The 26,590-nt window shown below is 39.8% G+C and carries 29 protein-coding genes and 1 pseudogene; 18 read left to right on the top strand and 12 right to left on the bottom strand.

Features of this window, described 5'->3' with window-relative positions:
- Positions 1-26 precede the first annotated feature (26 nt).
- A complete protein-coding gene (locus ACLCEG_RS17140; protein ID WP_191103148.1) occupies positions 27-947 on the bottom strand; it encodes a Dyp-type peroxidase in 921 nt (306 codons plus the stop codon).
- Positions 948-1,104: 157 nt separating this feature from the next.
- Between ACLCEG_RS17140 and ACLCEG_RS17135 the strand changes: the two genes are divergently transcribed.
- Positions 1,105-1,731, top strand: coding sequence for a LysE family transporter (locus ACLCEG_RS17135; protein WP_004705944.1), 627 nt, complete (start codon positions 1,105-1,107; stop codon positions 1,729-1,731).
- 1 nt (position 1,732) lies between these two features.
- Here ACLCEG_RS17135 and znuB read toward each other — a convergent pair whose 3' ends face one another.
- From znuB to ACLCEG_RS17120, 3 genes are read right to left on the bottom strand one after another with little or no spacing between them, the layout of a single operon-like run.
- Positions 1,733-2,542, bottom strand: a complete 810-nt coding sequence (gene znuB / locus ACLCEG_RS17130; RefSeq protein WP_410568467.1) for a zinc ABC transporter permease subunit ZnuB — start codon at positions 2,540-2,542, stop codon at positions 1,733-1,735.
- A gap of 3 nt (positions 2,543-2,545) precedes the next feature.
- Entirely contained in the window at positions 2,546-3,334 is a 789-nt protein-coding gene (gene znuC, locus ACLCEG_RS17125) for a zinc ABC transporter ATP-binding protein ZnuC (RefSeq protein ID WP_410568465.1), read from the bottom strand.
- Positions 3,307-3,804 (bottom strand): transcriptional repressor, encoded by a 498-nt coding sequence (locus ACLCEG_RS17120; protein ID WP_002054239.1) that lies wholly within the window; start codon positions 3,802-3,804, stop codon positions 3,307-3,309. Before ACLCEG_RS17120 ends, znuC begins: the two co-directional genes overlap by 28 nt.
- A gap of 127 nt (positions 3,805-3,931) precedes the next feature.
- Between ACLCEG_RS17120 and ACLCEG_RS17115 the strand changes: the two genes are divergently transcribed.
- The 10 genes from ACLCEG_RS17115 (at position 3,932) to ACLCEG_RS17070 (ending at position 12,108) form a co-directional block, all read left to right on the top strand.
- Positions 3,932-4,771, top strand: coding sequence for a metal ABC transporter solute-binding protein, Zn/Mn family (locus ACLCEG_RS17115; protein WP_410568463.1), 840 nt, complete (start codon positions 3,932-3,934; stop codon positions 4,769-4,771).
- A 170-nt stretch (positions 4,772-4,941) separates the two neighbouring features.
- Positions 4,942-5,340, top strand: coding sequence for an ATP synthase subunit I (locus tag ACLCEG_RS17110; protein ID WP_004705940.1), 399 nt, complete (start codon positions 4,942-4,944; stop codon positions 5,338-5,340).
- Between the two features lie 104 nt (positions 5,341-5,444).
- Entirely contained in the window at positions 5,445-6,320 is an 876-nt protein-coding gene (gene atpB / locus ACLCEG_RS17105; protein WP_004705939.1) for a F0F1 ATP synthase subunit A, read from the top strand.
- An 84-nt stretch (positions 6,321-6,404) separates the two neighbouring features.
- Positions 6,405-6,650 carry a F0F1 ATP synthase subunit C gene (gene atpE, locus ACLCEG_RS17100; RefSeq protein WP_000424060.1) on the top strand — a complete coding sequence of 82 codons (246 nt, stop codon included), beginning with the start codon at positions 6,405-6,407 and terminating at the stop codon, positions 6,648-6,650.
- 38 nt (positions 6,651-6,688) lie between these two features.
- Complete coding sequence (locus ACLCEG_RS17095) at positions 6,689-7,159, top strand: F0F1 ATP synthase subunit B (protein ID WP_002054137.1); 471 nt, start codon at positions 6,689-6,691, stop codon at positions 7,157-7,159.
- A 12-nt stretch (positions 7,160-7,171) separates the two neighbouring features.
- Positions 7,172-7,708: a F0F1 ATP synthase subunit delta gene (locus ACLCEG_RS17090; protein WP_004705938.1), complete on the top strand. Its 537-nt coding sequence runs from the start codon at positions 7,172-7,174 to the stop codon at positions 7,706-7,708.
- 46 nt (positions 7,709-7,754) lie between these two features.
- Entirely contained in the window at positions 7,755-9,299 is a 1,545-nt protein-coding gene (gene atpA, locus ACLCEG_RS17085) for a F0F1 ATP synthase subunit alpha (protein WP_004705937.1), read from the top strand.
- A 77-nt stretch (positions 9,300-9,376) separates the two neighbouring features.
- On the top strand, positions 9,377-10,246 hold the full coding sequence (gene atpG / locus ACLCEG_RS17080) for a F0F1 ATP synthase subunit gamma (protein ID WP_002114131.1): 870 nt from the start codon (positions 9,377-9,379) through the stop codon (positions 10,244-10,246).
- Between the two features lie 30 nt (positions 10,247-10,276).
- Positions 10,277-11,671 carry a F0F1 ATP synthase subunit beta gene (atpD, locus tag ACLCEG_RS17075; RefSeq protein WP_004705936.1) on the top strand — a complete coding sequence of 465 codons (1,395 nt, stop codon included), beginning with the start codon at positions 10,277-10,279 and terminating at the stop codon, positions 11,669-11,671.
- Between the two features lie 17 nt (positions 11,672-11,688).
- Positions 11,689-12,108, top strand: a complete 420-nt coding sequence (locus tag ACLCEG_RS17070) for a F0F1 ATP synthase subunit epsilon (RefSeq protein WP_004705935.1) — start codon at positions 11,689-11,691, stop codon at positions 12,106-12,108.
- Between the two features lie 62 nt (positions 12,109-12,170).
- On the opposite strand, the gene ACLCEG_RS17065 is transcribed toward ACLCEG_RS17070, so the two are convergent.
- The 4 genes from ACLCEG_RS17065 to ACLCEG_RS17050 form a co-directional block, all read right to left on the bottom strand.
- Positions 12,171-12,770 carry a hypothetical protein gene (locus ACLCEG_RS17065; RefSeq protein ID WP_019457997.1) on the bottom strand — a complete coding sequence of 200 codons (600 nt, stop codon included), beginning with the start codon at positions 12,768-12,770 and terminating at the stop codon, positions 12,171-12,173.
- 145 nt (positions 12,771-12,915) lie between these two features.
- A complete protein-coding gene (locus ACLCEG_RS17060; protein WP_410568461.1) occupies positions 12,916-13,461 on the bottom strand; it encodes a glutathione peroxidase in 546 nt (181 codons plus the stop codon).
- A gap of 121 nt (positions 13,462-13,582) precedes the next feature.
- Positions 13,583-14,347 carry an AraC family transcriptional regulator gene (locus tag ACLCEG_RS17055; RefSeq protein ID WP_410568459.1) on the bottom strand — a complete coding sequence of 255 codons (765 nt, stop codon included), beginning with the start codon at positions 14,345-14,347 and terminating at the stop codon, positions 13,583-13,585.
- Between the two features lie 20 nt (positions 14,348-14,367).
- On the bottom strand, positions 14,368-15,582 hold the full coding sequence (locus ACLCEG_RS17050) for an MFS transporter (protein ID WP_410568457.1): 1,215 nt from the start codon (positions 15,580-15,582) through the stop codon (positions 14,368-14,370).
- 135 nt (positions 15,583-15,717) lie between these two features.
- On the opposite strand from ACLCEG_RS17050, the gene ACLCEG_RS17045 reads away from it, so the two are divergent.
- Together ACLCEG_RS17045 and ACLCEG_RS17040 are read left to right on the top strand one after the other, a co-directional pair.
- A complete protein-coding gene (locus ACLCEG_RS17045; protein WP_077164355.1) occupies positions 15,718-16,371 on the top strand; it encodes a TetR/AcrR family transcriptional regulator in 654 nt (217 codons plus the stop codon).
- A gap of 105 nt (positions 16,372-16,476) precedes the next feature.
- Positions 16,477-17,397 (top strand): DMT family transporter, encoded by a 921-nt coding sequence (locus ACLCEG_RS17040; protein WP_410568455.1) that lies wholly within the window; start codon positions 16,477-16,479, stop codon positions 17,395-17,397.
- Between the two features lie 390 nt (positions 17,398-17,787).
- Here ACLCEG_RS17040 and ACLCEG_RS17035 read toward each other — a convergent pair whose 3' ends face one another.
- From ACLCEG_RS17035 to ACLCEG_RS17025, 3 genes are read right to left on the bottom strand one after another with little or no spacing between them, the layout of a single operon-like run.
- Positions 17,788-18,357: an L-threonylcarbamoyladenylate synthase gene (locus tag ACLCEG_RS17035; protein ID WP_019458003.1), complete on the bottom strand. Its 570-nt coding sequence runs from the start codon at positions 18,355-18,357 to the stop codon at positions 17,788-17,790.
- A 50-nt stretch (positions 18,358-18,407) separates the two neighbouring features.
- Entirely contained in the window at positions 18,408-19,538 is a 1,131-nt protein-coding gene (gene dprA, locus ACLCEG_RS17030; RefSeq protein WP_077164353.1) for a DNA-processing protein DprA, read from the bottom strand.
- Positions 19,539-19,558: 20 nt separating this feature from the next.
- On the bottom strand, positions 19,559-20,713 hold the full coding sequence (locus tag ACLCEG_RS17025; RefSeq protein ID WP_077166210.1) for a LysM peptidoglycan-binding domain-containing protein: 1,155 nt from the start codon (positions 20,711-20,713) through the stop codon (positions 19,559-19,561).
- A 122-nt stretch (positions 20,714-20,835) separates the two neighbouring features.
- On the opposite strand from ACLCEG_RS17025, the gene def reads away from it, so the two are divergent.
- The 4 genes from def to ACLCEG_RS17005 all read left to right on the top strand — a co-directional run bounded on the left by def (position 20,836) and on the right by ACLCEG_RS17005 (position 24,260).
- Positions 20,836-21,366, top strand: a complete 531-nt coding sequence (gene def, locus ACLCEG_RS17020; protein ID WP_004705924.1) for a peptide deformylase — start codon at positions 20,836-20,838, stop codon at positions 21,364-21,366.
- 35 nt (positions 21,367-21,401) lie between these two features.
- Entirely contained in the window at positions 21,402-21,827 is a 426-nt protein-coding gene (locus ACLCEG_RS17015; RefSeq protein ID WP_004705923.1) for a DUF2946 family protein, read from the top strand.
- A gap of 73 nt (positions 21,828-21,900) precedes the next feature.
- A complete protein-coding gene (locus tag ACLCEG_RS17010) occupies positions 21,901-24,000 on the top strand; it encodes a TonB-dependent copper receptor (protein WP_410568452.1) in 2,100 nt (699 codons plus the stop codon).
- A gap of 53 nt (positions 24,001-24,053) precedes the next feature.
- A complete protein-coding gene (locus ACLCEG_RS17005) occupies positions 24,054-24,260 on the top strand; it encodes a hypothetical protein (RefSeq protein WP_039252952.1) in 207 nt (68 codons plus the stop codon).
- A gap of 68 nt (positions 24,261-24,328) precedes the next feature.
- Here ACLCEG_RS17005 and ACLCEG_RS17000 read toward each other — a convergent pair whose 3' ends face one another.
- Entirely contained in the window at positions 24,329-25,543 is a 1,215-nt protein-coding gene (locus ACLCEG_RS17000; RefSeq protein WP_410568450.1) for an oxygenase MpaB family protein, read from the bottom strand.
- 87 nt (positions 25,544-25,630) lie between these two features.
- Between ACLCEG_RS17000 and ACLCEG_RS16995 the strand changes: the two are divergent.
- Positions 25,631-26,198: pseudogene (locus ACLCEG_RS16995) on the top strand (TetR/AcrR family transcriptional regulator).
- The last annotated feature ends 392 nt before the right edge of the window (positions 26,199-26,590 follow it).

Genomic DNA, 26,590 nt, shown 5'->3' with positions numbered 1-26,590 from the left:
GTGGCGATAGCTACTTTTTAAAAAACTTAATCCTCTAAAACTTCTTCTAGTAACTCTTCACTTGGTGCAAAGTAATATGCGCCGTCTAGAGGTGTTACAAAATGCAATAGGCGGTCATGAATGCCATCGCCACTTGTGCCAAACATACGCTTCAACATAGCATCAATAATGTTCAGGTCTTTAGTGTAAGCAATGAAGAATAAGCCTTGATCACCTTTACCATCGCCATAAGGTAAGCTATGACGTAAAATTTCCATTTCTTCGCCTTCATCATCTTCAACGACAGTACGAGCAACGTGGGCATTGTCTGGTTTAACGTCATCATCTAATTCAATAGATTCAAGTTTAGTACGTCCCATGACATTTTCTTGCGCATCGACTTTAAGTTTTTTCCACTTTTCCAAGTCATGTGCATAGCGCTGTGCAAATATGAAACTACCATCTGCAAATACTCCAGCACTTTCTGGAAGCAGAGCGGTTTCTGCGCGGTCGTCTGGAAATTGAGGGTTTTCGGTACCATCTATAAAGCCAGTAATATCGCGACCATCGAAATAACGGAAGCAAACACGTTCATCCAGAACTTCAACTTTATCTTTAATACCTTCAAAAAATGCTTGGCTTAATGCAAAACAAATATCTGAACGCATACTGGCAATGTGAATAAGCACATCAGCTGGTACGACAGGCATATTGAATGCACCATTTTCTGGTTCAAGTTGTTTAAAGCCAGCAGGAGATTGACTGTAAAGCTGTTTCCAGAGTTCTGGACCAAAAGCGACTGCTGTTTTGATTTGCGCGTCTGAATGCTGAGTAATGAGACGGTCACGTGTTTCAAATAAAGCTTCGAGTTGTTCTTTTAATTCATCAATTGTTAGATCTTTTAAGCGAAGAACAATAAAACGGGCATGATCAGATGGTAATGGCAAAATGACAGATTGAGCAGTCATTGGAAGGTATCTCCTCAATTATAATTTAGTATGAGCTTCAATTATTGTGCCTGATGCGAAGAGCTGTTAGTAGTCTATTTATTGATTTTATTGTTTGAATTATCGCCACGATAGTTTTATAAAACGGTATAATTCCACTTTTATTGTTTATTTCATTATGTCTTTGCAAATTTGGTTTGCTTATATGCTGGCCTGTTGGGTTATTAGTATTTCTCCTGGAGCGGGCGCGATTGCTTCTATGTCGAGTGGTCTAAACTATGGTTTTAGACATGGTTACTGGAATGCGATTGGTTTGCAAATTGCTTTGTTAATTCAAATCATGATTGTAGCGGCGGGCGTAGGCGTTTTATTCGCGACGACGCCGTTGGCTTTTCAGATGGTTAAATGGTTTGGGGTAGCTTATTTATTGTATTTAGCCTATTTGCAGTGGACAGCACCTATAAAAGACATCGAAATTCAACATGAAAAAAAGAATAAGTCTATTTCAGCGCTGCTATTGAATGGCTTTGTGGTCAATATCAGTAATCCAAAAGCGATTGTATTTTTATTGGCGGTTTTGCCTCAGTTCTTAGATTTAAGTAAACCTCAATGGATACAATATCTGATTATGGCAGCTACTATGATTACCATTGATTTAATTGTAATGGCTGGATATACAGGGCTGGCGTCAAAGGTTTTAAGATTACTTCGCTCACCTAAACAACAAAAATATTTAAATCGTGGTTTTGCTGTCATGTTTAGTTGCGCGGCGTTATTACTCAGTACAGTTCATCAAGCAGCCTGATTTAGGCCGCTTGAGTTTGGTTTTTGATTTTTTGAACCATGAAAATAAGAGCAAAACCCAAAGCCATACATAAAACAATACTGAGGCCAGTTGAGATATTTAGTGCGGCGCTTGACCATAGGCCAATACTGACGCCGAGTTGAGCTAAAACAAAAGCCCAAATAACCATTTGCTTTGGTGAATGAGCGAGTAGTCGAGCGCTCAATGCTGGAATAACCAGTAAGGCACCCATTAAAAGTGAACCTACTGCTCGTAAAGCTAATACTGTAAATAAGGCTAGCAGTAACATAAAAATGAGACGCTGCCATTTCGCATTTACGCCTTCACTAATCGCAATGTCTGAATCAATGGCAATTTGAATTTGAGGTTGCCAAAAGCGATAAAGAATTGCCAGTGATACGGCAATAATTAATGTGAAAACAGGTAAATCGTGCCAGTCGATACTGAGTAAATCACCGAATAAATAACTTAAAAGCTCTGGTCTTAAACTTGGAACATGTTGAATAAATAGAAGACCACTACATAGTAATGTTGCTGAGCATAAGGCAAGTAGAGCATCGTTTGGCAAACGATTGTCATGCAATGCCCATAAAATAGCGACTAATAAAATAGCCGTACCTGCCACGCCAAGCCACAAAGGAAGGCTTAAAGCACCAGCAATTGCTACTCCAAGTAAGGTTCCGTGTGCCATCGTGTCTGCAAAAAAAGACATACGTCTCCATAACATGAGACAACCAAGTGGTGCGGTCAAAAAGACCAATAAGGTTCCCATAATCCATGCGGGTAACAATAATTGTAACCATTCCATCATGGCTTAAGCTTCCGGTTCTGGGTGAATGTGAGGTCGACTATTGTGAGGGCAGGGGTGTGCTGCATCACCATGCGCACAGTGGTCATGATGGTGTTGATAAAAAACTCGCTGGGTACCAAATATTGCCTGATACTCAGGATGCTGTTGAATATTTTCAGGTAAACCGCTGCAGCATATATGTTTATTTAAACAAACAACTCTATGCGTCCCTTGCATAACCCACTGTAAATCGTGGGAAACAATTAAAATGGCACATCCATAACGCTCTGGCAGACTACGCACATACTCATAAAGCTCAGCTTCAGATTGAATATCTAAACCTTGCATCGGTTCATCAAGAACGAGAATGTCTGGCTTTCTAAGTAAAGCACGTGCGAGCAGCACACGTTGGCGCTCTCCACCAGAAAGCTGCTGTACTTTTGATTGTTGTAGCTTTGCAATGCCAGTGTCTTGAATAATTTCTTGGCGAAGGGCAGGGATACATTTTTCAAGATCTAATAAATCTTGAACACGTAAAGGAAGACTATGAGAAGGGTTAAACTTTTGAGGAACATAAGCCATTTTTAGTTTTCTGTTGCTTATGACGCGTCCGCTACTTGGCTTTAAAATTCCAAGTAGAACTTTAATTAAAGTCGACTTACCCGCACCATTTGGACCAATTAAGGTCACAATTTCATTTTGATGCAGATCAAAATCGACTTTTTTTAATATATCCCGATCATCACGGTGAACAGAAACCTGTTCAAGTTGAATCAATACAGGATTTAGCGAGCTGTGCGGCACTGCTGGCATTTCCCCGAAATTTCAATAATGCTGTGTTGTGCTGTGAAATCATCTAAAGCTGCAAGTTGGTCGAGTTGTTGAGTCAGACCTTGTGAAGATGCTTCTTTAACAGTGTGACATTCGGTGCAAATTAAGAATGCAGCTTGATGTCCTTCGCGTGGATGACAGCATGGAATATAAGCATTAATAGATGTTAAGCGATGAATTAGACCTTTTTCTAATAAGAAGTCTAAAGTTCTATAAACAGTAGGAGGAGCGGCAGGACGATCTGTTTGGCTTTTAATACGTGCTAATAAGTCATACGCACCCATTGGACCTGAAGCATTTAAAATGAGTTCAAGAACTTCTTTACGTAAAGGCGTAAGACGTGCACCAACCGCAGAACATAAAGTTTCTGCTTCAGCTAAACGACTTGCGACATTATGGTGATCATGCACACCATGCAAAGAATCATGATGTTCATGCGTGCAAGAACTCATAGACATAACCTCAAATTTTTAATGGAATATTAGCATGAAGCGATGCTTCATTCGATTAATCTTAGGTATTTTTGTAACTTTGTTATATTATAACATGCTTCGAGCTATTACTAATTGATGGTCTGTCATGTTCCGCGTTTTTGTTTTCAGTATGTTCTCTCTAATGAGTACGCTAGGTTGGAGTCAGGGTTTGGTTGTCTCTACACACCCAATCTATTTGATTGCAAAAGAAATTACTAAAGGCGTTGAAGAGCCTCAGTTATTGCTGCAAGGGCAAAGTGGGCATGACGTTCAACTCACCCCAGAACATCGTAAAGCAATCAATGATGCTTCTTTGGTAATTTGGTTAGGAAAAGCTCATGAAGCTCCTTTAAACAAATTGCTGAGTAACAATAAGAAAGCAATTTCTTTATTAGACAGTGGTATTCTTACTGTTTTGCCGCAGCGTAATACACGTGGCGTTGCTTTATCAAATACTGTAGATACACATGTCTGGTTAGAACCAAACAATGCAGTGCGGATTGGCTTTTTTATTGCGGCTTTGCGTTCGCAGCAGCATCCTGAAAGTAAAGCGAAATATTGGAATAATGCTAATGCATTTGCTCGGAATATGTTGCAGGCAGCTCAAGCTTACGATAGCTCAAGTAATGGTAAACCTTATTGGTCTTATCATGATGCTTATCAGTATTTGGAACGCTCGCTTAATTTAAAGTTTGCAGGTGCTTTAACGGATGACCCGCATGTTGCGCCTACAGCGGCTCAAATTAAGTATCTTAATGATAATCGACCAAAACCTCAGATGTGTTTACTTGCAGAAAGTTTCACAACAAAAGGTCAATATCAGAAACTGGGCAGTATTACCTTCCAACCCGTTGATGAAAGTATGAATAATGAGGACGATTTTGTAACAGCATGGAAGAAACTGGCTATAAAAACCGATAAATGCGTATTAAATACGCAAAAGTAAGATAAAAAGTAAACAAAGGCTGACTGTAGCGTCAGCACCACCTGTCACGAAAAACCCCGACTAAAGTCGGGAAAAGATTGCATGTTCAGGGGTGTAACTCTATAATGCCTGCGATTAAAAGCGATCATCAGCTAAACTTGTCAAGCATTTATGCTGTGAGTGGATAAATAATGAGCCAAACTAGTCGCTTGATTGACCGACGATTAGCAAAAGCTTTGGTCTTCTTACAAGCATGCATGATCCCTGTTTCCGCACTTGTGGCGTGGAGCATAAAAGACATGACAGCAGCATTAAGTGCGGCACTTGGTGCATTGGTCTGCTGGCTTGCTACCAGTTATTTTGCGTGGCAATCCTTCAGAACAGCAGGTGCGAGAGCATCGAAACAAGTGCTGTCTAACATGTATAGGGGCATGTTAGGCAAATTTGCAATCATGATCGTTGGATTTATTTTGATTTTGAGCAATGTTAAACCTTTATCACCGTTAGCATTGCTGTTTGGTTTTATCCTCGTTCAAATGATGTCGTGGGTTGCTCCTTTTTGGGTTTCACGTCTACAAAAACGAGTATAGAAACAAGAAGAATTGAAGATTTTTTGGAGGGTGGCGAGATATCGACAGTACGCCGATGTTCGTTTCCCTTCTTTTTAGTAATTGACATTGACCAGGTGTGATTTATGGCTGCTGAAGAACATGCCCTCACTTCGACAGAGTATATCAAGCATCACTTGACCAATATGACCTATGGCAAAATGCCAGATGGTACATGGAAATTGGCTGAGACTGCTGAAGAAGCTCATTCGATGGGGTTCACTGCAATTCACTTGGATTCAATGGGTTGGTCAATTGGCCTTGGTGTGATTTTTTGTTTGTTATTTTGGATGGTTGCGAAAACTGCGAAAGCTGGTGTTCCAACAAAATTCCAATCTGCAATTGAAATGATCATTGAGTTTGTTGACTCAAGTGTCCGTGATACTTTTCATGGCAAATCACGTTTAATCGCTCCACTTGCACTCACTATTTTCGTGTGGATTTTCCTCATGAACTTAATGGACTTGATCCCAGTTGACTGGATTCCTCAAGTAGCTGCATTTATTGGTGCTAACGTATTTGGTATGAACCCTCACCACGTTTACTTCAAGATCGTTCCATCTACAGATCCAAACATTACCCTTGGTATGTCTTTATCTGTATTTGTACTTATCTTGTTCTACAGCATCCGCGAGAAGGGTGTTGGCGGTTTCGTAGGCGAGTTGGCACTTAACCCATTTAACCCAAGTAATCCAGTTGCAAAAGCGTTGCTTATTCCAGTGAACTTGATTTTGGAATTGGTAACATTCCTTGCTCGTCCTATTTCATTGGCTCTCCGACTGTTCGGTAACATGTATGCCGGTGAGTTAATCTTTATCCTGATTGCATTATTGCCGTTTTGGATTCAATGGGCGTTATCTGTGCCTTGGGCGATCTTCCACATTCTTGTAATCACGTTGCAGGCATTCATCTTTATGATGCTTACCATCGTTTACTTGAGCATGGCAAGCGAAAAACATTAATGGTATTGCCTAACTATCAAATGATGGTTGGGCTGAATTTTTTTAATTTAATTTGGTAATAACCTAACCTCTGAGGAATTTTTCATGGAACTCACTTTAGGTCTAGTTGCAATTGCATCTGCTATCTTGATCGCTTTCGGTGCTTTGGGTACTGCGATTGGTTTTGGTCTTTTGGGTGGTCGCTTTTTAGAAGCTGTAGCTCGTCAACCAGAATTAGCTCCACAACTTCAAACTCGTATGTTCTTAATCGCGGGTCTTCTTGATGCTGTGCCTATGATCGGTGTTGGTATTGGCTTGTTCTTCATCTTCGCTAATCCATTTGTAGGTTAATCAGCTTAATTCCTAAATCCACTATTTGAGGAATTGCAATGAATATCAACCTCACATTGATTGGTCAAGCGATTGCGTTTGCGTTTTTTGTCGCATTCTGCATGAAGTTTGTTTGGCCACCACTAATCAATGCGATTAGTGAGCGTCAGCGTAAAATCGCTGATGGCTTAAATGCAGCAGAAAAAGCGAAAGCTGACCTTGCCGATGCACAAGCGCAAGTGAAGCAAGAACTTGATGCAGCTAAAGCACAAGCGGCTCAATTGATCGAACAAGCGAACCGTCGTGCAGCGCAATTGATCGAAGAAGCTCGTACTCAAGCTGCGGCTGAAGGTGAGCGTATTCGTCAACAAGCTAAAGAAGTTGTTGATCAAGAGATCAATTCTGCTCGCGAAGAATTACGTCAACAAGTAGCTGCCTTGGCAGTAACTGGTGCAGAAAAGATCCTGAACCAACAAGTTGATGCAGAAGCTCATAACGCCATGCTGTCTCAGCTGGCTGCTAAACTTTAAGCGAGGCGAATTATGGCTGAACTCTTGACGTTGGCACGTCCGTATGCCAAAGCAGCATTTGCTTATGCTTCTGAGCAAGGTGCAACAGACAATTGGTCGAATGCGTTACAAGTGCTCAGTGCTGCGGTGCAAGACGAAGCATTTTCCGCTTATTTAAATCGCCCTGAACTTACTCCTGCGGAGCAAGTGAAGCTTTTTGCTAAAGTTTTAGGTGAAGATCAATCTCAAGCAGTGTCTAACTTTTTGACACTTCTTGCAGATAACGATCGATTAGTGTTGTTACCTGAAATTGCAGCAGAATATGAACAGCTTAAATCACAGAATAACAATACGGTTGATGTCGTGATTGAATCGGCGTTTCCGTTAACTTCTGTTCAGGAACAATTGCTTGCACATGCGTTAGAAAAACGCTTCAAGGCAGCAGTTAATGTTTCTGTAGAAGTTAATCCTGCTTTGATTGCAGGTGTGGTTATTCGTGCAGGCGATCAAGTGATAGATGATTCTGCGCTTAACAAGCTTGAAAAAATGCGTACTCGTCTTCTTGCATAATGCAAATGATGAAGACTGAACTAATAAAAGATTGAGGAATAGCGCAATGCAACAACTGAATCCATCCGAGATCAGTGCGCTCATTAAACAGCGTATCGGAGATCTGGACACCAGCGCGACCGCTAAAAACGAAGGTACCATTGTTATGGTATCCGACGGTATCGTGCGTATTCACGGTCTTGCTGATGCAATGTACGGTGAAATGATCGAATTCGACGGCGGCTTATTTGGTATGGCACTGAACCTAGAACAGGATTCAGTGGGTGCCGTTGTTTTAGGTAACTACCTAAGCCTTCAAGAAGGTCAAAAAGCTCGTTGTACAGGTCGTGTTTTAGAAGTTCCAGTTGGTCCTGAACTTCTTGGCCGTGTAGTAGATGCTTTGGGTAACCCAATTGATGGTAAAGGCCCAATTGATGCAAAATTAACTGATGCTGTTGAAAAAGTAGCACCAGGCGTAATTTGGCGTCAATCTGTAGACGAGCCTGTTCAAACTGGTTATAAATCAGTTGATACCATGATTCCTGTGGGTCGTGGTCAGCGTGAGTTGATTATTGGTGACCGTCAAACTGGTAAAACAGCAATGGCGATCGATGCGATCATCGCTCAGAAAAACTCTGGCATTAAATGTGTATACGTTGCGATTGGTCAAAAACAATCAACAATTGCAAACGTTGTACGTAAGCTAGAAGAAACTGGCGCTATGGCGTATACAACTGTTGTCGCTGCTGCGGCTGCTGATCCTGCTGCAATGCAGTATTTAGCTCCGTACTCTGGCTGTACAATGGGTGAATACTTCCGTGACCGCGGTGAAGACGCTCTTATCATTTATGATGATTTGTCTAAGCAAGCTGTTGCTTACCGTCAAATTTCATTGCTTTTACGTCGTCCACCAGGTCGTGAAGCGTATCCGGGTGACGTATTCTATCTTCACTCACGTCTTCTTGAACGTGCTTCACGTGTATCTGCTGACTACGTTGAGAAATTCACTAATGGCGCAGTAACTGGTCAAACTGGTTCTTTAACTGCATTGCCAATTATTGAAACTCAAGCAGGTGACGTATCTGCATTCGTACCAACGAACGTAATTTCGATTACTGACGGTCAGATCTTCTTAGAAACATCATTATTCAACGCAGGTATCCGTCCTGCTGTGAACGCGGGTATCTCTGTATCTCGTGTTGGTGGTTCTGCTCAAACTAAGATCATCAAAAAATTGTCTGGTGGTATCCGTACCGCTTTAGCACAATACCGTGAATTGGCTGCGTTTGCTCAGTTCGCTTCTGACCTTGACGAAGCAACTCGTAAGCAACTTGAACATGGTCAACGTGTAACTGAGTTAATGAAGCAAAAACAATATGCTCCTTACTCAATTGCTGACCAAGCTGTTTCTGTTTATGCATCTAACGAAGGCTATATGGCTGACGTAGAAGTTAAGAAAATCGTAGACTTTGATGCTGCGTTAATTGCTTACTTCCGTTCTGAATATGCTCCGTTGATGAAACAAATCGATGAAACTGGTGATTACAACAAAGACATCGAAGCAGCAATCAAAGCAGGTATTGAAAGCTTTAAAGCGACTCAAACTTACTAAGTTCAGTTTTAGTTAAGTTTGGTTCACGGATCAACCTTCGGAAGCTCGAAAGGGCTTTCGAATACTAGGTTAAGCGTATGGCAAATTTAAAAGAAATTCGCGCCAAAGTAGCTAGTATCAAGAGCACGCAAAAGATTACTCGCGCGATGCAAATGGTAGCTGCTTCTAAAATGCGTCGTGCGCAAGAGCGCATGGCTCAGGGCCGTCCGTATGCCGATAATATGCGCCGTGTAATTGCTCACTTGGTACAAGCAAACCCTGAATACAAACACCGTTATATGGTTGACCGCCCAGTTAAGCGTGTTGGCTATATCGTAGTGTCTTCAGATCGTGGTTTGGCAGGTGGCTTGAACATTAACTTGTTCAAGAAAGTTGTGCAGCATGTCAAAGCACAACAACAGCAGTCAATTGAAGTTGAATTTGCTTTAATTGGTCAAAAAGCGGTTTCGTTTTTTAAGAATTACGGCGGTAAAGTGCTTGGTGCAACTACCCAACTTGGCGATGCGCCGAGTTTGGAACAGTTAACTGGCTCAGTGCAAGTTATGCTTGATGCATTTGATAAAGGCGAATTAGATCGTATCTATCTCGTATCAAATGGCTTCGTTAATGCAATGACTCAGCAGCCTAAAGTAGAACAACTTGTTCCTTTAGCACCAGCAGAAGAAGGCGATGATCTCAACCGTACTTATGGTTGGGACTATATCTACGAACCAGAAGCAGAAGAATTGTTAAATGGTTTGTTGGTTCGCTATATCGAGTCTATGGTTTATCAAGGTGTGATTGAGAACGTTGCATGTGAGCAGTCAGCTCGTATGGTCGCGATGAAAGCAGCGACAGACAACGCAGGACAATTGATTAAAGACCTACAACTCATTTACAACAAGCTGCGTCAAGCCGCGATTACTCAGGAAATTTCCGAGATCGTTGGCGGTGCCGCTGCCGTTTAACATTATTAAGTTTGAATTGAGGAGACAGCAATGAGTAGCGGTCGTATCATTCAGATCATCGGCGCGGTTATCGACGTCGAGTTTGAGCGCACAAGCGTTCCTAAGATCTATGACGCTCTCCAAGTTGACGGTACTGAAACTACTTTAGAAGTTCAGCAACAACTTGGTGATGGTGTTGTTCGTACCATCGCAATGGGTTCTACAGAAGGTCTTAAACGTGGCCTTAATGTAACTAGCACAAACGCACCGATCTCTGTTCCAGTGGGTCCAGCTACGCTTGGCCGTATCATGGACGTTTTAGGTCGTCCTATCGATGAAGCAGGTCCTGTTGCGACTGAAGAACGTTTGCCGATTCACCGTCAAGCGCCTTCTTATGCTGAACAAGCAGCTTCTACTGACCTTTTAGAAACTGGTATTAAAGTAATTGACTTACTTTGCCCGTTTGCAAAAGGTGGTAAAGTTGGTTTATTCGGTGGTGCGGGTGTTGGTAAAACCGTTAACATGATGGAATTGATCAACAACATCGCAAAAGCACACTCAGGTTTATCTGTGTTTGCTGGTGTTGGTGAGCGTACTCGTGAAGGTAACGACTTCTATCACGAAATGAAAGATTCTAACGTTCTTGACAAAGTAGCAATGGTCTACGGTCAGATGAACGAGCCACCAGGTAACCGTTTACGCGTAGCGTTAACTGGTTTGACTATGGCTGAATACTTCCGTGATCAAAAAGACGAAAATGGTAAAGGTCGTGACGTATTATTATTCGTCGACAACATCTACCGTTATACACTTGCGGGTACTGAAGTATCAGCATTGTTAGGTCGTATGCCATCTGCGGTAGGTTACCAACCTACACTTGCAGAAGAAATGGGTGTTCTTCAAGAGCGTATTACATCTACTAAGTCTGGTTCGATCACATCGATCCAAGCAGTATATGTACCTGCCGATGACTTAACAGACCCATCGCCTGCAACTACATTTGCTCACTTAGATGCAACAGTAGTATTGAGCCGTGATATCGCATCTTCTGGTATTTACCCAGCGATCGATCCACTTGACTCAACTTCACGTCAGTTAGACCCATTAGTTGTTGGTCAAGAGCACTATGAAATTGCGCGCGCAGTACAAAACGTATTGCAACGCTATAAAGAGCTTAAAGACATCATCGCAATCTTGGGTATGGATGAATTGGCAGAAGAAGATAAATTGGTTGTTTACCGTGCGCGTAAAATCCAACGTTTCTTCTCTCAACCATTCCACGTAGCTGAAGTATTTACTGGTGCTCCTGGTAAATTAGTACCACTTAAAGAAACGATTCGTGGCTTTAAAGGTCTATTAGCTGGTGAATACGATCACATCCCAGAACAAGCGTTCTATATGGTTGGTGGTATTGACGAAGTGATTGCTAAAGCTGAGAAACTCTAATTTAAGGAGATCATCTCATGGCGACTATGCAATGTGATATCGTAAGTGTTAAAGAGTCTATTTACTCTGGCGCAGTATCGATGTTAATCGCGAAAGGTGCAGGTGGTGAGCTTGGTATTTTGCCAGGACACGCTCCACTTGTTACTTTGCTTCAACCGGGCCCGATTCGTGTTCAGTTGGAAAATGGTACAGAAGAAATCGTCTATGTATCTGGCGGTGTTTTAGAAGTTCAACCTCATGTTGTAACGGTTCTTGCAGATACTGCTATCCGTGCTGACAATTTGGATGAAGCAGCAATTTTAGAAGCACGTAAAAATGCTGAACAATTGCTTGCAAACCAAAAGAGTGATTTGGACTCAGCTGCTGCTTTAGCATCTCTTTCAGAGATTGCAGGTCAGCTTGAAACAATCCGTAAAATCAAAAACCGCGCTCAATAAGACGCGGTTTGAGATTGAAAAAGCCACCTTACGGTGGCTTTTTTTTATTGCTAAAAAGAAAATTAAGAATCAGTTTTTGAATCTGATTTGTCATCTCCTGCCACAATTAGTGCAGCAAGTTTGACCATATCCATTTGGATTGTATTGAGCTGTTTCTCAATTTGATCAAAATCGATTTGTTGTAATTTTCCATTTAATAAAGGCATACTTAAAACTTGTTGATTTGCCTGTAATAAGTTTTGACGAATATTTTCAACTTCCTGACTTTTAATATCTAAACTAAGTAGTGCTTGATTTAAGCCTTTTAACTGCTGTTTTAGTGTCGTTACAGTTGTTTTTAGCTCTTGCTGATCTTTATCTTGAATGGCTTGCTCAACATCAAGTTGAGTGTCCTTAAGCTTTTCAATATAGTCACCGGCTTTGAGTTGTAAGTTCGCAGCATCTCGAACAATATAAAAAACATTCCCATTTTTTAATTCATTTTTATTATTTTTAGGCAGAGTTTCTTCTTGAGAATTATCAGTTTGATCTAGTGTTTGTTCAGTAGCTTGAGCAGAGTCTTGATCTTTTGCACGATCTTGTGCCTGATCACATCCAAGTAATAGCATACCTGAAGCAAAAATCACAAAAGGAAGAAATGCACCTTGTAAAACTTTTTTCATAACTACAAACAATACCAACTAAAGCAAGTGCGTACTATATGCATAAAATATGTAGAAATAAGGTATTGTTGCAAATGAACAACATTTTGACCAGACAATAAAAAAGAGTGCTGTAGCACTCTTTTTTATGAAATCGCTATAAAAATTATTTAGCGAGTTCTGCTTCAACTGCTTTTACAATTTGTTCGTCGTCTGCTGTTAAGTTTGGTGCAAAACGAGCAACAACTTCACCATTTTTATTCACTAAGAATTTTTCAAAGTTCCATAAAACTTCTGGCGCTGGGTTAGTTGGAATACCTAGGCCTTCCAAACGCTCGCGGAAAGGACCTTCACCAACGCGTTCTGGTTGAGCTGTTGTTAGAGCTTGATAAAGCGGGTGTTTATCTTCACCTGCTACAGAAATTTTAGAGAAAAGTGGGAAATGAACATCGTAGTTTAATGAACAGAATTGTTGAATTTCTTCATCTGAACCAGGTTCTTGTTCTTTAAAGTTGTTTGCAGGAAAACCTAAGATTTCAAGACCTTGATCTTTCTTTGCTTGATAAAGCTTTTCTAAGCCTTCGTATTGTGGAGTTAAACCACATTTAGATGCTGTGTTTACGATTAATAAAACCTTACCTTTATATTGGTCAAGGTCAACCGCTTTGCCTGAAATGGATTTTACTGGAATGTGATATACAGATTGAGTCATGAGTCTTTCCTAAAGATTGTAATTGATATCAAGTAACGCATTTGTTTTAACTGCTATTCTTGAGGAGTGCAATAATATTCGTGTTCAAAAAATAAAAAGAGAAGAAAAAACTGTCTGCGATCTAATTGTTTCTGATTTGAACAGGAGTCTGGCCTGTATATCTCTTAAAAAATTCAATAAAACTGGAACTGTGTTGATAACCTAAATCGTATGCTAAACGTTTAATTGGCATGCCTTGTCGAATTTGATGAATGGCGTAAACAATTTTGGCTCGATTACGCCATTCTGATAATGAAAGTTGTAACTCTTGTTGGCTTAAACGCAATAAATGACGATCACTGACTGAAAAATTCTGAAGTAACTGCTGTAAAGAGTGATTAAAAAATAATGGGTCTGAAAGCTTTTCCAAAATTGGTAGTAAAACTGGATGACGTGTTTGGGGTAAGTAATGAGAGTATGCTGTGGCTTGTTGTAACTGATCAAATAGAACTTGCAAAAGATGTTCTAAATATTCAGGTTTTCCATTTTGTTTTTGCTGTTCCACAATTTGTAAAACGAGGATTCGAAAGAAAGGCTGAATACTAAAGCATTTACAGACATTACCTAAAATAGAACAGAGGCTAGGGTGTAATCGAATACAGATATAGTGAATTTCATGATCGATATGAGTAGATTGATGAACCGTTTGAGGTGGAATCCAAAGTCCATAGCTTGGAGGAGATAAGTAGATTTGTTCTTCTACTTGCATTTCCAAAATACCATTCAAACTGAAATTAAAATCTCCCCAAAGTGAAGCATGAGGACGAACAATATCTTCTTTTTCATATAGAAACTCATGAACTTCTATATGGTTCAATAAAGAAAATTGTTGGTCCTCATTTTTCATCTATTTACTCTAAGTAATATTTAATTTTCACAAGTTACTTTAGGATTATTTAAGCCTTTGGCAAAGGTAAATGTACTAATTAATGCTAAAGCAACGAAGCTTAATACACCATAAATTAAAGTATTTTCATTGAAATGATCAACTACATAGCCACCTAATAATGAGCCTGTCGCAATCATGACTTGGAACATACCAACAAAAAGCGGCATGCCTTTTTCTACGGCATGAGGTGCATGTACAAACATCCAAATATTGGCAGAGGTAGGGAAAGCACCAAATGCGAAGCCCCATAATGCAGTAAGGACGATGGCACCAAATTCATGAATAGCAAAGATAGGGAAGCCGAAAAACACGATTGCAAAGCATGTTCCAACGAAGGCTAGAGTGTAACGGACATTTAAGTTACCGCTATATCCTGCAAACGCGTTTCCAAATATACCAGCAATTCCGTAAAGCAATAATAATGAACTAATGGTGGTACCGTTAAATCCTGCAATATTCTTAAAGAAAGGCGCCAAATAACTATAAGCGCAGAAGTGAGCAAGACCAATTAATAGGACAATTAGCATTCCGCTACGTGCTTTAGGTGTGCGCAATAACGCAGGTAAATCACGAATATGAATTGCTGAGTCTGGTATAAGTTTAGGTAGGAAAATCAGTTGAAGTACGAGTACAACAAGACCGATCGCAGCGGTAATACCAAATGCACTACGCCAGCCATAAAACTCACTTAACCAAGTTCCAATTGGTACCCCTAATACAGTCGCAAAGGTTACACCAGCCATAACTACGGCAGTGGCTTTAGCAATAGGCAAATGTGCAGGTGCGAGCTTGCCGCTTAATGCAATAGCTGTGGCCCAAAAACCACCGATTGAGATACCTAAAATTAAGCGGCTCAGTAATAAAACATGGAAGTTTTCAGCAAAAGCAGTAATGGTATTGGCAATGACCATAATTGCAGTGAGTAAAATAAGCACATAACGACGGTCAAGTTGTTTGACTGAAACAGGTAATAGCGGAGCTGCAATCGCTGCCATAATGCCAGGGACAGTAATAATAAGACCAGCTGTACCTACAGAAATATGCAAATCAGCCGCAACGCTATTTAAAACACCGACTGGTAAAAATTCACTTGTTACTAATGCAAATGCTGCAATGGCAACGGTCAAAATGGCAAACCAGCTCCCTTGAGTGGAGGTCGTGGGTCGCGCTTTAGAAGTAGTAGATTGTTCCATAAGAAATCCTGACTTGGCTAAATTCAAAGTGAAGAAAGACAAATTTTTAATTAACTAACGATCATTATGAAAATAAAATAGTTGATAAAAAATCGAACGTCAATTAATTTAATAACGATTGTTATAAAAATAGATGTGATATTTATGACAAATAGGCATGAAACAGATCTTGTTGTTAATGAAGAAACGCTGAAAAAGAAGCGTGGACGTCCTAAATGCTTTGATGAGCAGCAAGTGTTAGAGAAGTCAATGTTACTTTTTTGGGAACATGGCTACGAAGCAACGTCGATTAGTGACTTAACGCAGGCTTTAGAAATTACAGCACCAAGCTTATACAGTACTTTTGGTGATAAGGCAGGCTTGTTTTATAAGAGTATTGATTACTACTTAGCTCATGAAGCATGCCCTATAGAAACAATTTTTTTAGAAGCCAAAACAGCAAAAATTGCTTTTGAATTATATCTTTATGACAATGTAAAAAGATTGGTTCAACCTAATAAGCCAGCAGGTTGTATGTTGGTAGTTGCAGCTATGAATTGTTCTGATGCAACGCAAGACGTACAGCAAAATTTATTAGATAAGAGAATAAAGACCAAAGAAAAGTTATTAAAACGTCTAGAACAGGGGGTAGAGCAGGGTGACTTAGCTGCCGATGCACCTCTTCAAGAAATGACAGATTTCTATGCCACAGTTATTCAAGGGCTGACGATTCAAGCGAGAGATGGCGCGAGTACCGAGCAACTACACAAAGTGGTAGAGCATGCCATGAAAGCTTGGGCATTATTTTAAAAAATTAGTAATGTCCTAAGTTCAATATCAATGTCGGAAATGCGATATTTCAATTTATTAAGACATTCTCCAAAATAAAATCTCTTTTGTAGAGGGTGTATTACTATGAGTCAGGTCATGAAATATCACAAATGGGCATTTATTTTCCCCATTTTGGCAGTATTGATTTGGTCTTTAAATATTGTAGTCACTCGATACGTCTCGGATTATATCTCTCCGGTGAGCATTAGTTTTTATCGATGGCTAATTGCTTTTATCATTTTGACTCCATTTATGATTGTGTCAGTTTGGAGACAGAGACAATTAGTAAAACCATATTTGCTTAAGCTTGCTGTGCTAAGTGCATTTGGAATGGTGCTCTATCAAGGTCTTGCTTACACAGCAGCTCACTATACCACTGCAACTAATATGGGGATTGTGAACGCATTCATTCCGATCTTTACTATTTTTGTTTCTCTTGCGATTTTAAAAGATGTGCCTAATCGATTTGCAGTTTTTGGCAGTATTTTATCTTTCGCCGGTTTGCTATATGTCATGTCCCAAGGAGATATTCATAAGCTGTTAAGTGGTGGTGGACATCTTGGTGATGCATTAATGATTATTGCCGTGTTCTTCTACGCATTTTATGGGGTCTTCCTTAAAAAATGGCAGCTGCCACTGCCAATCATGACAAGCTTATATGTGCAGATTGGGTTTTCTGTGATATTTCATTTGCCTTTAATTTTCTGGTTTGGTCTTGATGGCTTGAATGCGGCAAATGCGCCAAGTGCAATTTATGCTGGAGTATTTGCCTCTTTAATTGCGCCGTTAGTTTGGATGCTGGCCGTACAACAACTTGGCCCAAATAGAACCAGCATCTTCATGAACTTGGTTCCTGTCTTTACGGCAGTCATTGCAAGCGTTTGGTTATCTGAACAGTGGACCATTTACTATACCTTAGGTGGCATCGTGATCTTAATTGGTATCATTATGGCTCAAAAAAAGGTCAGTGTTAAAAAACCAGACTTAATCCAAGAGCAAAACTAAAGTCATTAAAAAAACTATGGCATATTTTAGAAAAAACTGATGAAAATATGCCATTTTTTTCTTAGTTAAAGTTTTTCTATATGATTTATAAATAGATTATAAAAACAAGTTGAAATATAAATATTAAAAAAGACGAGTAAAAATATTAATATAATTTTAACTTATAAGCGAAAAAATCTAAATTCCCTACACTTTTCATGCTTTTTTTAGAGAAATTATATATTTCTCTACTATAGTCTCTTACCACATAATAGCGTCCACTACGAAAGACGCTATTTTAAGCAATTTTTCTTTCGTTCCAGAGATATCCAAACCCTCTGGATGCGGTATATACCCATCCTTTTTTATGCTCAGTTATCCCTATATAACTGAGCTTTTTTTTGTCTACAATTAAGGACGAATGACTTCACCAGTTAAGGCATTAATGATTCGGCTTGGTTGCTGACTTTGCCCTAAGTCGCCATTGAGATAGTTTAATTGTGAACCAAAGTATTGGCAGGCATCTTGTAGTGAATGAGCAGGTTCTTGTCCACTAGGATTAGCACTCGTCGACACAATAAAACCATGAAAAGCGTTGCACAATGCCACACATAAAGGATGTGTTGTTACTCGTACAGCTACAAGGGGATGTTCGCCCTTAATCCATGAAGGTATATGTTGATCAGCTGGCAATAACCAAGTCGTAGCTCTTTCTGATGGTTGATGATTAGACCAGCAGTCAATAATCTCTTGTTGAGTCGTTTGCGGTAAAGAAGTCAGCAAATGCTCGACTTGACTAATGTGGCCAGCTAATAAAATGACGCCTTTTTCGATAGGACGCTGCTTCAATTCAAGAATTTTTTGAAAAGCTTGCTCATTAAACGGGTCACAGCCTAGTCCCCAGACTGCCTCAGTTGGATATGCCAAAACTTGACCTTGTTGTAAACATTCGGCTGCTTCGGTCACTGAGGTCGTAATCATGGTAATACTTTCCTTTCAATCAAACAGAGTCGTTATTGTGCGCTCTAATATTAAGAACGACAACGTAAATACAATCCTGATTGTTGCATACATAAACCGAGTAGTTCTAGTTCCATCAATGATGAGGTGAGTTCAGAAACAGGTTGTGAATGATGCAAAACAAGCTGGTCAATATTTTGGCCTACCCAGTCTAAAGACTGATAAAGATTAATCAAATGCTCTGGAATTTCTGGGGTGCAAGAAACGATTGCCTCCTCTGTTGAGTTTTGTTGGCTCTGCCATTGGGTGGGTAGGGCGAGGTCTTCAATAATTTGTTCAGGGTGATCGACTAAAATTGCACCTTCACGAATAAGTTGATGGCAACCTTGATGAAATTCACTGTAAATATGACCGGGAATGGCAAATACGATTTTGCCTTGCTCAGCTGCTTTATTGGCAGTAATGAGGGAGCCACTTTTTAAAGTCGCTTCTACAACTAATACGCCTAAACTCAGACCGCTAACAATTCGGTTTCTACGTGGAAAATGCTGCTGTAGTGGTGGTGTTCCCGGTAAAAACTCACTAATGATGGCGCCGTTCTGAGCCAGAATATGTTCTGCCAATTTTTTATTTTGAGCTGGATAGGTACTGTCTAAACCTGTACCTGTCACTGCTATCGTACGTTGATGAACAGATGCACCTTGATGAGCTGCTTCATCAATGCCATATGCCAAGCCGCTACTTACATAAAAACCTTTTTCACTTAAATAATAGGCAAAATCATAAGCCACCTGACGACCATGTGGGCTAGGTTTTCGGCTACCGACAATCGCAATTTGCGGTTGTAATAATGCTTGTGCCTGACCTTTTCCAAAAATAACAGGTGGATGATCTGTATAAGGGAGTAATTGAGTTGGATAGCCAGCATCATCTGGCGTTAAAATAAAATCAGTATGCTGCTGAACTTGTTGTATAAGTCGTTCAAACTCAGTTTGACCTTGCGCCGTTTGAAACTCGTTTAGACGCTTTAAGTGATTAGCATGTAAGCCAAGAGATTGCCACTTTGCTAAACCATCAGGTTGAGTGGCTTTTTCACAGTCTCCAAAATAATCAATAATTTTTTTGAAGCTAACTAATGAGTGTTGCACCAAATACCACACTTTAAGTGTGTGGTAATGGTGTGAAGAAAGTTGGGTAAGCATTGTAAATGGTACATCCAGCACTAATCAGTAAAACGAGGTGGCTGAATGCTTGAACCGACTTTAATTGGTAAGTTGCTTTCTAGAACATAAGCATAGCTCAGCTGATCAAAAGTTCTAAAGACCATTAAACTACCAATTTGTTGACCAGGGAGCTGAATTGGTTCTTTTGTTTTTGGATCGCGAATGGTCTCGCCTTGTTGATCAATATCAAAAACTTGACCAACCTGAACACCTTGTGCTGTACCGCGGTCTAAAGTCACGACACTATTTTTTGCAGCTCTACCAATTGATCCCATGACGCGAATAATTTTGCCGCCATCAGTCACTTGCTTAGCATCTACGGGGTAAAATAATGTTGGTAAATTAGCTTGTTCTTCAGGCATAACACGATCGCCACGACGTACTTCACCATCATAGCTATCGGTAAGTTCTAATGTGGTAATGTCTTTTTCAGTAGACATCGCAACACCAGAAGCAACCTGTGACAGCTCTATGCCTAAGCTATGCTTTTTACCTTTACTGTCTGTGAAATAGTAAGGTTCGCCTTCGCGATAAACAGCATAGCGCTGACCTTCAACTAGACCTTTTCCTCTTGCATAAATAGTTTGGCCTTTTCCTGCAAGTACACGTTGATCTGCTGTCCCAACAATGTAAGGTGTGTTGGCAATTGAATCGGCTGGTAAAATAGTACTGTGCTCTAACCACTGTTTAATATGTTCAAGTGGAATAACCGGTACACTGTTATTTAATGCTTCGACACGAACTTGTGGTTGCAAGTTTGTGGTTTGGCCTGTGTAACGACGAATAATACCTACACAGCCATCTCCTTCATCTTTACCTACCAATGGTCGTCCATCTAAGCTGCATAGTAGTAATCTGTCACCAGGATAGATCCAGTGTGGATTTTTCACATGTTGATTGCTTGCCCAGATTTCAGGCCAACGCCATGGTTTATTTAGAAAATGACCGGAAATATCCCATAAGGTATCTCCACGTTTTACAACATACACATTGGGTGCATTGCTTTTAAGAGAAGGCGGATTATGATTCGGACTGGCAGCATGAACCTCTGCTACCGTACCAAATGCAACTCCTGTACAGAGTGCTAAAGCAAGTAAATGCTTTTTTATCCCCAAAGCATGAAATTGAACCATGCCGTCAAAAACCTTTTTCATTATGATAATTCCTAAAAATTATGCGTGCAGATGCGTTATAATAGGCGGCTAACACACAATTTTTCGATGAAGTATTTCCTTCATTTGGTTTTTTAATCAATGGCATAAGTGAGGACGTCAGTATGGCCTTATTACCTATTTTAAGTTTTCCTGATCCCCGTCTTCGTACCATTGCTAAGCCTGTTGAAGAAGTTACTGATGAAATTCGTCAACTTGCAGCAGATATGCTTGAAACCATGTATGCGGCACCAGGTATTGGTTTAGCAGCTTCTCAGGTCGATCGTCATATTCAGCTTATCGTCATAGATTTGTCTGAATCTAAAGATGAACCTTTGGTTTTCATTAACCCCAAAATAACTCCACTGACTGAAGAGACGCAGCCGTACGAAGAAGGCTGTCTATCAGTGCCACAAATATACGACAAAGTTGATCGCCCGTCACGTGTGAAAATCGAGGCAATTAACCTTGAAGGTCAAGCATTTGAGATAGAAGCTGACGGACTTCTCGCTGTTTGTATCCAACATGAAATGGATCACTTAAAAGGCAAATTGTTTGTGGATTATTTGTCGCCACTTAAACGTCAGCGCGCACGCGAAAAAGTCGAAAAGATTGTTCGTCAACGCGAGCGTGAAAAAGTTGCGGTGAAACGTTAAAAGTTTTTTCAAACATTATAGTGTGGATGTGATTTTTGGTTTTTCGTAGTGGTCTGTTGCTCGCATGTGCAGCAGTGTTTTTACAGATTGCGGTATTTCTACAGCCGCTATTGCCGAAGCAATATCAAATTGCTCCGGTCTGTGAAACTATTACCCGCGCTTTGCTTAAACCCAAGGCGCAGATGGAAACCATGTCACATACCATGCATATGCATCATGAGCGTCATATCGAGCAGGCACAATTACCTGAACATCATGACCACCATGATGCAAACCACCAGTGCCAATATTGTACCGTCTATGCCAATCTGGTTTTACCTCCCGAATTTGGCGTAAAAGAGGTACTCGTTCGTATACAAGTTCGCTTAGTCGCCTATCAGCAAGCATTTCGACATGTTTATTTTGCACTACAGCGACTCTTCTTACTCCCGCAAGGGCGTGCACCGCCTCTATTTGCATAAATAAAAGCAATTTTTTGTTGGGGTCTTCATTGACTTCAATATCACTTTATTTATGTTTTAGAGCGTATAAAAAATGCCACATTCTAAATTCTTATTACAGCCTTTATGGGTTGCGATGCTTGCTGTCTCTCATTCGGGTTTCGCTTTTGCCGATTCAGAAAAAAATGATGCCGATTCAAAATCGCTTCATTCATTAGCACCTATTGTTGTTACAGCACAGCAAGGCAATGATGCAAACGGTCTGATTGTACATGCAGATCCGAAACAACCAATTCAGCCAGTACCTGCTACAGATGGGGCAGACTATCTACAAAGTATTATGGGTTTCAACTCAATACAAAGTGGTGGAACAAATGGTGACGTGACATTCCGAGGCATGTTTGGTTCACGCATCAAAATTTTGACAGATGGAACGGAAAACCTAGGTGCATGTCCAAACCGTATGGATGCTCCAACTTCTTATATCTCTCCAGAAAGTTATGACCGTATTTCTGTCATTAAAGGTCCGCAAACTGTTCAATATGCCAATACAGGTTCGGCAGCAACAGTCCTGTTTGAACGTCAGCCTGAGAAACTTATCTCCGAAAAACCTTATCGTGGGCAAGCAAGTGTTTTACTAGGTTCATATGGACGTATTGACCATAATGTTGAAGCAGCAGTTGGCGATGAGAAAAAATATATCCGTTTAAATGCCAACCGCTCCGAGTCCAATAGTTATCAAGACGGTGATGGCAATACCGTGCCGTCAGCATGGAAAAAGTGGAATGCTGATGTAGCGCTTGGCTTTACTCCAGATGAAAACACGTGGGTTGAAATCACGGGTGGGAAATCTGATGGTGAATCGCTTTATGCTGGACGTTCAATGGATGGTTCTCAGTTTGCGCGTGAAAGTTTAGGACTTCGTTTTGAAAAGAAGAATATCACTGATGTGATCAAGAAAATTGAAGGGCAGGTGAACTATAGCTATAACGACCATATTATGGATAACTTTAGCTTGCGGCAGCCAGAACTAAAGCATGATCATGAAACTCATGAAATGTATCTAGATAAATCAGCTATGCAAGTAACGCGTAGAACACTAAATTCACGTTTAGTCATGACCACTGAATGGAATAAATGGAGTTTGATTACAGGTGTAGATTCTCAATTTAATAAACATGGTGGAAGCATGTCTTCACCAAAAATGAATATGCCGTTTAGTCAAGATATGCGTTTTCAATCATATGGTGCTTTTGGTGAACTCGGTTATCAATGGAACGATCAAAATAAGCTGGTTACAGGCGCACGTTTAGATCGAGTCACAGTTGAAGATGAACGCGCTGATTCTCAGGCAAAAGGCTTTAATACTAAACTTGAAAAGACTTTACCGAGTGCATTCGTTCGCTGGGAAAATCAATATCCTGAACATGACCTAAAAAGCTATATCGGTTTAGGTTATGTAGAGCGTATGCCTGATTATTGGGAGCTTTTCTCGCCTAAACACGGTAATGCTGGCTCAACCAATACCTTTAACGGTGTCAACCCTGAGAAAACATTGCAGTTGGATCTAGGCTTCCAGCAACAACATGGAGCTTTAAATACATGGGCTTCAGCTTATGCAGGTTTAGTAGGTGACTACATCTTAATGAGTTACCACCATCACCCAAGTATGGGAATGGGTGGGCATGATATGAGTCATGGTATTACTGCGGGTGCCAAAAATGTTGACGCGACTATTGCTGGTGCAGAGGCGGGTATTGGATACCAATTTACTGACCATATTCAAGCAGATTTGAGTGCTATGTATGCATGGGGTAAAAACACCACAGATGACAAACCGCTACCTCAAATTTCCCCTTTGGAAGGTCGTTTAAATATTCGCTATGTGGCTGATAAATATAATTTAGGGTTACTGTGGCGAGCGGTTGCTGAGCAAAACCGTGTGAGTCTACATCAAGGTAATATTGTGGGATATGATCTAAAACCAAGTAAAGGTTTTTCAACTCTTTCTCTAAACGGAAGTTACAACCTTCGTAAAGATATTGATGTCTCTGTTGGCATCGATAACGTATTAGATAAGACCTACACAGAACACTTAAATAAAGCGGGTAGTGCAGGCTTTGGATTTGCGAGCGAAGAGCAGTTCAATAATATCGGAAGAAATTATTGGGTTCGTATGAGCATGAAGTTTTAATCAGCTTAATGAATTAAATAAATTGAAAGAATTAATTTAAAGAGAGAAATGAAATGACAAATAAACTATCGCCAGAACAATCTTGGTGGGGATGGAAGTTACTTATTGTAGCCTCTATCTTAGCCTTACTATTTATGCTTATTTTCTACTGGGCAATTAACAATGAACCAGACTATATGCCAAGTCAAAAGAACAAGCAGATGATGGAGTCACATGAGCAAATGAATCACGCTGAAATGCACAGTTCATCAGCTCAATAGGCTCCTTAATATTTGAAAATGGAAGTCTGGTTAACGGGCTTCCATTTTTTATTTTTAGGTTTTAAAAACTATTGATGCATACTCGCTAAGGTTTTTACCTTACCTTGATTTTCATAAAGACGTAGGCCAAATTTCTGTAGATTACGACCTGATTGGGTTAAAAAAATTTCAACTTTTGGTGAAATTTTTGCGCCGTTAAAAAGTACTGAATTACGCAAAATCAGATAATAAGCAAACCATGGAGCAGACTGTTGAGGCAATCCAAGTAATTTCATCCGTTTCTTACCAATAAAAAATTGGGTAAGTTCTAAATGTTGTCGATAAGCAAGCTTCTGCTGCAAAGAGCGCAGATGCAGATATTTTCTCTCAAAAGGTTCTTTTGACAAGCTTGATCCTAACTCAACACTGCTGTGATCGGAGTGAGGATGAGCAAACTGCATCCAGTAAAGTAATCGCCAGCCTTCAGTTTCAGATTGAATAAGCCATTTTTCATCAATACCCATTAACCATCCGACATAACGCCAAAAATGTAAAAAACTCTTGGCTTCTTGTTTGGTTGGCCAGATACCTAAAGCTCTCATACCAAGTAAAACTACACTGCTAAAAGCCAAATTAGTCATGGCTAAATCAAACTGATTAAGAGGAATTCCCCAAACATCACTATTCCAACGATCAGACTTTTTTAATTGTCGGCGAACAAGAGCATGAATAAAACGAACATAAATCGTTGAAGTAAAACCTGAGCTTAAACGATCAAGTCCTTGAGGTTCAGTAATATCAACCCACCATTTTGTAGTTTCTGCTAAACGAGTACCAGCCTGTTTCTTTAGTACGCCTGTTAAAATTAATGGTTGATTAAATCCAGGATATAAATATCCCGCCATTAAAGATAAATCTCTAAGAATAAAACCATTATTTATTCCTAAACGGTGAGTAAATTTAATAGCTGCATCAATTTGGCGCTGATCTAACCACTCAGGCTTTTGTTCAATGTAATTAAAGAAATTTTCTAACTCATTAGGTATAGGCTCGAATAGGTCATTACGGCCTTGAAATAATATCTTTTCAAAAATCATGCGATGATCTTTGGGATTTTGCATAACCCAATCAATCACCTTATCCATTTCAACGTCCCCTTCACAAAGAGCACGTTGTAAAGATACATATTCCGTATAGTTGGGTTGTACAGGTTTTTCACAACAGATATTTAAAAACTGAGTAAAGAAATTACTGTCTTGCATATCATTAAAAGAAGCAAGTCGAGCCGGGCTAATCATTTGCATATCGTTACTTACTTATTGATCTGAATGATAAATAGGCTAATATGAATAATTATTCGCATTCAATTCGCATTTAACGAATAAAAAACGATGAGAAAAGTCCCACAGCAACAGCGTTCAAAAGTTATTGTTGACCATATCTTAGAGGCAACACAGCACTGTATTGCCCAATATGGATTGCTTCATACAACGACTCCTAAAATTGCAGAGAAATCTGGAGTGAGTGTAGGCTCGATTTACCAATACTTTGAGAATAAAGATCAAATCATAGAAGAACTATTACGCCGTAAAAGCGAACTATTAGGAGAACAACTCAAAGAATTAGTTATGCATCAAGGAAATATTCCTTTAGATCTGCTTATTCCCTTGGCGATAGAGCTAGGATTTAATGCATTAAAAGCCGATCACGGATTTTTTATAGAAGTACTGAAACATTGGCATGACTATAGTCATTCGCAAGCTGCTCAGATTTTAGAGAAGCATTTTTTTGAAGTGGGGCTATATACATTTAGTAGAAATCCTCATCAGTGGGACTTCGAACAAGTGAAACATAAATCCTTTGTAATTATTAATAGTACGCTTTTTACGATGATGCGTTACGTGAGTCAGAATAATTTTCTCATATCAGAACAACAACTTAAGCAAGAATTATCCATGATGATACTGGCTTATTTGGGTCAAAAATAAATATTTAAAATAATTATTAATATAAACCAATAACTTAACCAAATGCTTGATTTAAAAGTGAACGCTTAAGTCATAAGTTTTTAATTTTCGCTTGCAAAGGGTTAATAATCCTCTATAATGCACATCCATCGGCGGTGATGCAGATAGAAACTTGTTGAAAAACAGTTACTTGTGATTAGATTGGTTGCTTTAAGTGATGAATTTGATGATAAGGTAGTTTAGAAAATAAGTTTTAAAAAATATCGAAATTACCTGTTGACTTTTAAGAGATTAAGAGTAATATAGCCGACCTAGCTTGCTGGTGACGAACCAGGAAGAAGATCATTAAGAGAATTGAAGAACAACTTGTGTGGATTTTTACTG

It is taken from the genome of Acinetobacter sp. H1(2024) (assembly GCF_046557555.1).
Taxonomy (GTDB): Bacteria; Pseudomonadota; Gammaproteobacteria; order Pseudomonadales; family Moraxellaceae; genus Acinetobacter; species Acinetobacter seifertii.
The sequence above is the reverse complement of the archived record's forward strand: the minus strand, read 5'-3'. Positions and strand labels throughout refer to the sequence as shown.